Raw genomic sequence first — 9849 nt, forward strand, 5'->3', positions numbered from 1 at the left:
GACGCGCCCGTCTCCAACACATGAACTCTAAGGGGATCGTGTGGGGCCGACCCACGTCAACCCCTTGAGCGGGGTGTGCGCTCAGATGTGGCGTGTCCGACAGGAGTGCGGCGGTGACCGGGTGTGACGGGCGGCGACGGGCGGCGGGGCTACTTGACCGCGCCCGCCGTCAGCCCTTCCTGCACCTGCCGCTGGAAGACCATGTACACGACGAGGATGGGCAGCATGGCGATCGTCAGCCCGGCGAAGAGCGCCCCCCAGTCGCCCTCGTAGCCCTGGCTGACGGAGAGCTCCGCGAGCCCCTGGGTGAGCAGGGCCTCCTCGCGGCTCTCGGAGTTCAGGGCGAGCGGCAGGAAGAACTGGTTCCACTGGCCCAGGAAGTTGAAGATCCCGATGCTGATCAGTCCGGGCTTCGCCATCGGCAGCATGATCTGGAAGAACGTACGGCTGTGCGAGGCGCCGTCGATCATGGCCGCCTCGGCGACGCTGCCCGGCAGCGTCCGGAAGAAGGCCGTCATGAAGAACGTCGTGAACGGCAGCGAGTAGGCGATGTACACCAGGATCAGGCCGACCCGGGTGTCCAGCAGCCCCATGTTGTCCATGACGAAGAACAGCGGGACGACGGCGAGAATGATGGGGAACATCATCCCGCCCGCGAAGAGCAGATAGACGGCCCGGTTGCCGAAGAAGCCGAAACGGGCGATCACGTAGGCGGCCATCGAGCCGAGCAGCATCGTGCCCGGCAGCGAACCGGCCAGGACGATGACCGAGTTCAGCGTGAACTGGCCGATGTTCGCGTCCGACCAGGCGTTGGCGAAGTTCTCGAAGCTGAGGTCGGTGGGCCAGCCGAAGGGCTGCCCCTGGATCTTCCCCGAGTCGCGCAGCGAGTTGACCATGACCCACAGCAGCGGCCCCGCGGCCATGACGGCCCACAGGATCAGGAAGGCGCCGGAGAAGACGTTCAGCGTCGCCCCGTCCTTCGTTTCCCGGTCGGCGGCCGGCGCCGGACCGCCGGAGGCGGGCGGCGCGTCCGCCGGGGCGTCGTCCCCGGCGGGCCGGTCGGTGCGGATGGCGCTCATCGGTACCTCATCCCCGCTTGTCTCAGTACTCGATCCGCTCACGGCGGCCGAGCAGCATCATGATCGCCGCGAAGGCCATGGTGACCAGCAGCAGGACGACGCCGATGGCGGTGGCGTAGCCGGCCTGCGCCGAGTCGAACGCCTTCTTGTACAGGTACACCGGCGTGACGAGGGTCGAGTTGCCGGGCCCGCCCTTGTTGATCGTCATGATGTGCACGATGGCGAACGCGTCCAGCGCCTGGATGCCCATGTAGATCCAGCCGGTCTGCACGCTGTCGCGGATCAGGGGCAGCGTCACGCGGAAGAACGTGACGGTGCGCCCGGCCCCGTCCAGCAACGCCGCCTCGTAGATCTCCCTGGGGATGGAGCCCATCGCCGCGGAGAACAGCACGACGTAGAAGCCGATGAAACTCCAGCACAGGACGAAGATGACCGACCCCAGGGCCAGGTCCGGGTCCGCCAGCCAGTTCTGGGCGAGCCCGCCCAGCCCCACCGCGCGGAAGAGCTCGTTCAGCGGCCCGGTGATCGGGTCGTACACCGCGGCCCAGACGACACCGATGATCGCCACCGAGATGACCTGCGGGAAGAAATAGACGATCTTGTAGAAGCCCGCGCCCCGCACTCCCGAGACCGCCTCGCCGCGGCCGCGCCTGCCCCCGGCCTGCAGCATGTAGGCGAAGAACAGCCCGAGTGCGAGGGTGGCCACCGGCGCGACGACGAGCAGGGTCAGGCTGTTGAGCAGCGAGTCCCAGAAGTCGGAGTCGTCCAGCAGCCGTTCGTAGTTGTCCAGGCCCACGAAGGTGAACTCGGCGCTGTAGCCCGTCCAGTCGGTGAGCGAGTAGTAGAACGCCTGGATGAACGGCGAGACGACGAACACGGTGTAGATCAGCAGCGGCAGCGCGAGGAAACCGCACACGAACCGGTAGCGGTCGATCGTGCGGTAGCGCCGGTCGTGCTTGACCCGGGTCGGCGTGAGCCGGGGCGGCAGGAGGAACGCCGCAACGAACAGCGGCACCTCCGCGGCCCGCAGCCGCTCCGGGCTCCGTCCGGCCCGGCCCGACGGCGTGTCCCTCGGCCCGTCCGGGCCGTCGGGCGCGCCCGGCCCCTCCGGTTCCTCCGGCCCGCCCGGCCCGCCCGGTGTGCCGGGCACACCGGGCGGGCCCGACAGGTCCGTCGCGCCCCTGGCGTCGTTCGGCATGACCCTCCCGCTTCCTGACGCGCCGCCCTCCGGCGTGTCCTCACTCCGTCGGCCGGGGCGCGCCCCGGCGTGTCACGCCCGCGTGTACTTCTTGACGGAGTCGTCCTTCGCCGTCTCGTCCGCGGCCTTCTGGCAGCGGTCGACGGCCTCGGCCGGCGTGAGGTCGCCGGCCATCATGGCGGCGATGGCACCGCCGACCTTGTCCTTGTGCAGTTCCAGGTACCAGTCGTGGATGCGCGGCGCGACGACGTTGTCCCCGGCCGCTCCGAGCGCCTGGCTCGCCGAGGCGAGGCCGGACTGGAGGTCCAGGCCGTCCGCCGCGCCCTGCACGCAGGTGAGAGCCGAGACCAGCTTGGTGAAGTTGGTGGTGGACTCCCTGCCCAGCATGATCCGCAGCCACTCCATGCCGCCGGGGACGTTCGCGGCCCGGGAGGGCACCATGAACGGCTCGCTGGCCTCGGCCCACAGCGTCTCGAACGGCATGGCGTCGGAGGAGTCGAGCCCGGTGGGCGGGGCGACCTTCATCTCGAAGTCCGCCGGGGTGGTCTTCTTCGACTCGTTCTCCACCCAGGAGCCGTTGGGGATGAACAGGGCCTTGCCCTTGTTCCACTGGGTCTGGGACTGGATGTGGTCGATGCCGGGCGTGCCCTCCAGGACGTAGCCCTTGGCGTACAGCTCGTGGTAGGCCTCGAACGCCTTGCGGACGGCGTCGTGCTTCCAGGCGTTCGGCTCCAGGTTGTCGATGTTCTTCAGCACGTCCGCACCGCCGATCTTGGCGATGAACGGGTACATGGTGAAGGCGAAGTAGTAGGGGTGCTTGCCCGCGTACGTCCAGCCGGCTATGCCCTCCTTCTTCGCCTTGGCGCAGACCGCGAGCATCTGGTCCCAGGTCTTCGGGTACTCGACCTCCAGCCGGTCGAGCTGCGTCTGCGAGTACCAGGTGCCGTAGACGGTGAAGGAGTAGTTGAGCTGGTACATCTCCTCGCCGCCGAACTGGCCCTTGGTGACGGTGCCGGGCAGCAGGACGTCCCGCACCTTCTTGTCCGGGTCGTCGAGCGTGGGCGCGTCGAGCAGCGCGTCCAGCGGCTCGGCCTGGCCCTCGGCGATGAGGCTGGCGATGTCCATCTGCTCGGCGCCGGAGTTGTTGATGACGTCCGGCGGGTCGCCCTTGATGATGCGCGGCTGGAGCTTGGTGCGGATCTTCTGGGTGGCGTCGTGCTTGACCGTGCCGTAGCTGCGCTCGTAGACGGTGTGGGCGTCCTTGGCGTACTGCTCGCCGTAGCCGCCGTTGAAGATGACGACCTCCAGCCCGGCGTCCTTGTTGACGCCCAGCGGGTTGTCGGCTGTCTTCTTGCCGTCGGCGACCTTCTCGGTGTCACTGCCTCCACCGGAGGCGCACGAGGTGAGGGCGCCCAGCGCGGGGGTGGCGAGCAGCCCGAGGGCGGTGGCGCGCTTGATGAGGTCTCTGCGATTGACGTCGGTAGGTCCCATGCTCAAGTCCTCGCCTTCCTAGGACTCAGGCGGTGTACCGGACTCTTGGAAGCGCTACCGGCGAAGTGCCCTACACCGCGGGGTGGTCGAAGCCAGGGTCGTACTACCGGGGCGCGCCGTGAGGTGCTCGGACGTCCGGGTGCCGACAGGTATAGTCCACTCGCCGCCGCCAGGGCAAGATCGAGTGCACAGTTGTCCGCTTCTTTCTCCGGGGCTTGTTCACCCCGAGACCTCCCGGTGACACGACGACGGCGCCGCACCCCGCGCTGGTGCGGGGTGCGGCGCCGTGTGGCCGTCCGGACGCGCCGGCGTACCGCCGGGGCGGCCGCCGTCGTGCCCTACACGCGGATCACTTGCGGATCAGCGAGCGCAGCACGTACTGCATGATGCCGCCGTTGCGGTAGTAGTCCGCCTCGCCGGGGGTGTCGATGCGGACCTTGGCGTCGAACTCGACCCCGCTGTCCGTGGTCACCTTGACCGTCTCGGGGATGCCGCCGTCGTTGAGCGCGGTGATCCCGGAGATCGAGAAGGTCTCCTCACCGGTCAGGCCCAGGGCCTCGGCCCCCTGACCCTCGGGGAACTGGAGCGGCAGGACGCCCATGCCGATGAGGTTCGAGCGGTGGATGCGCTCGTAGGACTCGGCGATGACGGCGCGCACGCCCAGCAGCGCGGTGCCCTTGGCCGCCCAGTCACGCGAGGAGCCGGAGCCGTACTCCTTGCCCGCCAGGACGACGAGCGGGATGCCCGCGGCCTGGTAGTTCTGGCTGGCGTCGTAGATGAACGACACCGGCGCCTCTCCGTCACCTTCGGCGGCCCGGGTGAAGTCGCGCGTGTAGCCGCCCTCGGTGCCCGGCGCGATCTGGTTGCGCAGGCGGATGTTGGCGAACGTGCCGCGGATCATGACCTCGTGGTTGCCGCGGCGCGAGCCGTAGCTGTTGAAGTCGCGACGCGCCACACCGTGCTCGGTGAGGTACTGCCCGGCCGGGGTGTCGGCCTTGATGGCACCGGCCGGGGAGATGTGGTCGGTGGTGACGGAGTCGCCCAGCTTGGCCAGCACGCGGGCGCCCGCGATGTCCTCGACGGGGGCCGGCTCCATGCCCATGCCCTCGAAGTACGGGGGCTTGCGGACGTAGGTGGACTCGGCGTCCCACTCGAAGGTGTCACCCGTCGGGACGGGCAGCGACTGCCACTGGGCGTCGCCCGCGAAGACGTCGGAGTAGCTGCGGCCGAACATCTCCTGGCCGATCGCGGAGGCGACGACCTCCTCGACCTCCGCCTCGCTGGGCCAGATGTCCTTCAGGAAGACCGGCTTGCCCTCGGCGTCGGTGGCCAGCGGCTCGGTGGTGATGTCGATGTCCATCGAACCGGCGATGGCGTAGGCCACGACCAGCGGGGGCGACGCCAGGTAGTTCATCTTGACGTCGGGGTTGATGCGGCCCTCGAAGTTCCGGTTGCCGGAGAGGACCGAGACGACGGCGAGGTCGTTGTCGTTGACGGCCTGCGAGACCTCCTCGGGCAGCGGGCCCGAGTTGCCGATGCAGGTCGTGCAGCCGTACCCGACGAGGTTGAAGCCCATCTTGTCGAGGTACGGGGTCAGGCCCGCACGGTCGTAGTAGTCCATGACGACCTTGGAGCCGGGCGCCAGCGTCGTCTTCACCCACGGCTTGCGGGTCAGACCGCGCTCGACGGCCTTCTTCGCCAGCAGCGCCGCACCGACCATGACGGACGGGTTGGAGGTGTTGGTGCAGGAGGTGATGGCGGCGACCGTGACGGCGCCGTGGTCCAGCTCGTAGGTGACGCCGTCGGCGCCGGTGACCTGGACAGGCTTGCTGATGCGGCCGGCCGCGTTGCCCGCGGCGGTGTGCTGCGGCTTGCCGGCGCCGTTCTCACCGCTGCCGTAGGCCGGGGCGTCGCTGGCCGGGAACGACTCGTCGCTCGCCTCGTCCACCGGGGAGGCCGCGGTGGTGCTGGTGACGGGCTCGCCGCTCGCGTACGTCGGCAGGTCGGCGCGGAACTGCTGCTTGGCGCCGGACAGCGCGATGCGGTCCTGCGGGCGCTTGGGACCGGCGATGGACGGCACGACCGTGGAGAGGTCGAGCTCCAGCTTCTCGGAGAAGTCCGGCTCGGCGGCCGGGTCCAGCCACAGGCCCTGCTCCTTGGCGTAGGCCTCGACGAGGGCGAGCTGCTGCTCGTCCCGGCCGGTCAGGCGCAGGTAGTTGATCGTCTCGCCGTCGATCGGGAACATCGCCGCGGTGGAGCCGAACTCGGGCGACATGTTGCCGATGGTGGCGCGGTTGGCGAGCGGGATGGAGGCCACGCCCTCGCCGTAGAACTCGACGAACTTGCCGACGACACCGTGCTCGCGGAGCATCTCGGTGATGGTCAGCACCAGGTCGGTGGCGGTGGTGCCGGTGGGCAGCTCGCCGGTGAGCTTGAAGCCCACCACGCGCGGGATCAGCATCGACACCGGCTGGCCGAGCATGGCGGCCTCCGCCTCGATGCCGCCGACGCCCCAGCCGAGCACGCCCAGGCCGTTGACCATGGTGGTGTGCGAGTCGGTGCCGACCAGCGTGTCGGGGTAGGCCTGGCCGTTGCGCACCATCACGGTGCGGGCCAGGTGCTCGATGTTCACCTGGTGGACGATGCCGGTGCCCGGCGGGACGACCTTGAACTCGTCGAACGCGGTCTGGCCCCAGCGCAGGAACTGGTAGCGCTCCCTGTTGCGGCCGTACTCCAGCTCCACGTTCTGCACGAAGGAGTCGGGGGTGCCGAACTTGTCGGCGATGACCGAGTGGTCGATGACCAGCTCGGCCGGGGCGAGCGGGTTGATGCGCGCCGGGTCGCCGCCCAGCTCCTTGACGGCCTCACGCATCGTGGCGAGGTCCACGACGCAGGGCACGCCGGTGAAGTCCTGCATGATGACGCGGGCCGGGGTGAACTGGATCTCCCGGCTCGGCTGGGCCTGGGAGTCCCAGCCGCCCAGGGCCCGGATGTGGTCGGCGGTGATGTTCGCGCCGTCCTCGGTGCGCAGGAGGTTCTCCAGCAGCACCTTCAGGCTGTAGGGAAGGCGTGCGGAGCCCTCGACCTTGTCCAGCCGGAAGATCTCGTACGACTCGTCGCCCACCTGCAGCGTGCTGCGAGCGTCGAAGGTGTTCGCCGACACGACAGTCTCCTTCAGTGCATGAATTCGCGCGGTACCGCCGCAATGCTGCCGCGCCCGGGCCCTTGCCCGATCGCTGAGGCTCCCCTAACTTAGGTTTACCTAAGCGAGCTGGCGGCAGACTGACGACAACGCGTCCCCAGTCAGATATCTCGATGTCGAGATAACTCTAGTACATCGCCCCGCGCCAGGTCATGCCCGACCCGGCGCCACGCGCGTCTCCGACCCCCGATTCACGGCGCCGCACGCGGGTACACGACCCCATACAGCCCACACGCCGCGCCTTTATCTCATATATGAGATAGCCTGATTGGCATGACCGATGACTACCTCGTCCGGATCGGACGGCTCATCAGGGACGCCCGGCAGCACCGCGGCTGGTCTCAAGCGCATCTCGCGGAGGCCCTGCACACCAGCCAGAGTGCGGTCAACCGCATCGAGCGCGGGCATCAGAACATCAGCCTTGATATGATCGCCCGGATCGGAGAGGCACTCGACAGCGAGATCGTGTCGCTGGGCTTCTCCGGCCCCATGCACCTGCGGGTCGTCGGCGGACGCCGCCTGTCCGGGGCGATCGACGTCAAGACCAGCAAGAACGCCTGCGTCGCCCTCCTGTGCGCCTCCCTGCTCAACTCCGGCCGCACCGTCCTGCGGCGGGTCGCCCGCATCGAGGAGGTGTTCCGGCTGCTGGAGGTCCTGGGCTCGATCGGAGTCCGCACCCGCTGGATCAACGAGGGTCTCGACCTGGAGATCGTGCCCCCGGCCGAGCTCGACCTCGACGCGATGGACGAGGAGGCGGGCCGCCGCACCCGCTCCATCATCATGTTCCTCGGCCCCCTGCTGCACCGCGTGGACCGCTTCCGCATCCCCTACGCGGGCGGCTGCGACCTCGGCACCCGCTCCGTCGAGCCGCACATGCAGGCCCTGCGCCGGTTCGGGCTCTCCATCACCGCCACCGAGGGCATGTACCACGCCGTCGTCGACCGCTCCGTCACCCCGCAGCGCCCCATCACCCTCACCGAGCGCGGCGACACCGTCACCGAGAACGCCCTGCTGGCCGCCGCCCGGCACGACGGCATCACGGTCATCCGCAACGCCTCGTCCAACTACATGGTCCAGGACCTGTGCTTCTTCCTGGAGCAGCTCGGCGTCACCGTCGAGGGCGTCGGCACCACCACGCTCACCGTGCACGGCGTCCCCGAGATCGACGTCGACGTCGACTACTCCCCCTCCGAGGACCCGGTCGAGGCCATGAGCCTGCTCACCGCCGCCGTCGTCACCGGCTCCGAGCTGACCGTGCGCCGGGTGCCCGCCGAGTTCCTGGACGTCGAGCTGGCCGTGCTGGAGGAGATGGGTCTCGACCACGACCGCGGCCCCGAGTACCGGGCCGACAACGGCCGCACCCGCCTGGTGGACCTCACCGTGCGCCCCTCCAAGCTGGAGGCGCCCATCGACAAGATCCACCCCATGCCGTTCCCCGGTCTCAACATCGACAACGTGCCCTTCTTCGCGGCCATCGCCGCCAGCGCGAACGGCTCGACCCTCATCCACGACTGGGTCTACGACAACCGGGCCATCTACCTCACCGACCTCAGCCGCCTCGGCGGCCGGCTCCAGCTCCTCGACCCCCACCGGCTCCTCGTCGAGGGCCCCACCCGCTGGCGGGCCGCCGAGATGATGTGCCCGCCCGCCCTGCGGCCCGCCGTCGTCGTCCTCCTCGCCATGATGGCCGCCGAAGGCACGTCCGTCCTGCGCAACGTCTACGTGATCAACCGCGGCTACGAGGACCTCGCCGCCCGCCTCAACTCCGTCGGCGCCCAGATCGAGACCTTCCGCGACATTTGATAAGCGAATGCCGCCGCACCCCGTCTGACCTGCGCTGCAGCGGGTCAGGAAAGGGTGCGGCGGCACCTCTGGGACTTCTCTGGAACTTTGCGCCCTCAACCGGCTCCCACAAGCCACGATCTGGGCGGCCGGACGACGGCTACCCGAAGATCGCGTCGATGGCGGCACTGAGTTGATTTCAACCTCCGTTTGAGCAGGTCAGGTGGAGGGTGAGGACGGCTTGGACGAGGCTGGTGATGCGCGTGGTGGAGCATCGCAGCTTGCGCAGGAGCCGCCAGGTTTTGAGAGTGGCCATGGCCTGCTCGACGAGGGCGCGGATCTTCGCGTGGGAGCGGTTGACGGCCTGCTGACCTGCGGACAGCTTTGCCCAACGGCCCCAGTAGGGCACGCGTATGGTGCCGCCAGTGCCCNCCCGGTATGCCTTGTCGGCCCAGCACCGCACGCCTGTTTCGGTCAGGGCGCCGATGATGCCGTGGGTTCGCGCGGCCTTGATGTCGTGGACGGCTCCGGGCAGAGCGGGCGAGGCCCACAGCAGGCGTCCTGCCGGGTCGGTGATGACCTGGACGTTCATGCCGTGCTTCTTGTGTTTCCCGGAGTAGAAGGGCTGGTCGGCAGCGATGCGGTCGATCGGCAGCAGCGTGCCGTCCAGGATCACGAACGCCTTGGTGGCGGCGGTCTTCATCGCTTCGGCAAGGGTCGGTGCGAGGGCGGCAAGGACATCGATGGCTTCGGCGATGTACCGGTATGCGGTGGCGGTGCCGACACCGAACCCGGCGGCGAGCTGGGCGTAGGTGTGGCCGGATCGCAGGTGCGCGAGCACGAGCAGGGCCTGGCGGCCCGCGCTCAACCGGCGCCACCGTGTTCCGCGTTCCCGGCGGCGGGTTCGCAGGCGGGTGGACAGGTAGCGCAGGGTCGAGGTGGACACATCGATGCCGGACGGGTAGACAAGCACGCGGAAGCTCCTGGTGGGGCAGGTGATCTTGGTCGTGACCCGTCTACCAGGAGCTTCTTCACGTCCGGACACCGCCCCCTACGGCACAACTATCCAGCCAGCCAACCAGGTTGGAATCAGCTCA

Annotated in this window: 6 protein-coding genes; 1 reads left to right on the top strand and 5 read right to left on the bottom strand. The window is 68.9% G+C overall.

Going from position 1 to position 9849, the window contains the following annotated elements; all coding sequences use genetic code 11:
• Positions 1–149 precede the first annotated feature (149 nt).
• The 4 genes from HPT28_RS17990 to HPT28_RS18005 all read right to left on the bottom strand — a co-directional run bounded on the left by HPT28_RS17990 (position 150) and on the right by HPT28_RS18005 (position 6931).
• The gene (locus HPT28_RS17990) at positions 150–1079 is read right to left on the bottom strand and encodes a carbohydrate ABC transporter permease (protein ID WP_219092144.1); all 930 of its coding nucleotides are present in this window, start codon (positions 1077–1079) and stop codon (positions 150–152) included.
• A 22-nt stretch (positions 1080–1101) separates the two neighbouring features.
• Positions 1102–2067: a carbohydrate ABC transporter permease gene (locus HPT28_RS17995; RefSeq protein ID WP_257578851.1), complete on the bottom strand. Its 966-nt coding sequence runs from the start codon at positions 2065–2067 to the stop codon at positions 1102–1104.
• Between the two features lie 282 nt (positions 2068–2349).
• Entirely contained in the window at positions 2350–3768 is a 1419-nt protein-coding gene (gene ngcE, locus HPT28_RS18000) for an N-acetylglucosamine/diacetylchitobiose ABC transporter substrate-binding protein (RefSeq protein WP_219092146.1), read from the bottom strand.
• 349 nt (positions 3769–4117) lie between these two features.
• On the bottom strand, positions 4118–6931 hold the full coding sequence (locus HPT28_RS18005) for an aconitate hydratase (RefSeq protein WP_219092147.1): 2814 nt from the start codon (positions 6929–6931) through the stop codon (positions 4118–4120).
• A 312-nt stretch (positions 6932–7243) separates the two neighbouring features.
• Here HPT28_RS18005 and HPT28_RS18010 point away from each other — a divergent pair, with 312 nt between their 5' ends.
• On the top strand, positions 7244–8773 hold the full coding sequence (locus HPT28_RS18010; RefSeq protein ID WP_219092148.1) for a UDP-N-acetylglucosamine 1-carboxyvinyltransferase: 1530 nt from the start codon (positions 7244–7246) through the stop codon (positions 8771–8773).
• A 178-nt stretch (positions 8774–8951) separates the two neighbouring features.
• Here the strand turns inward: HPT28_RS18010 and HPT28_RS18015 are convergent, their stop codons facing one another.
• A complete protein-coding gene (locus HPT28_RS18015) occupies positions 8952–9725 on the bottom strand; it encodes an IS5 family transposase (RefSeq protein WP_219092149.1) in 774 nt (257 codons plus the stop codon).
• Between the last annotated feature and the right edge of the window lie 124 nt (positions 9726–9849).

It is taken from the genome of Streptomyces sp. JJ38, from assembly GCF_019303475.1.
GTDB lineage: Bacteria > Actinomycetota > Actinomycetes > Streptomycetales > Streptomycetaceae > Streptomyces.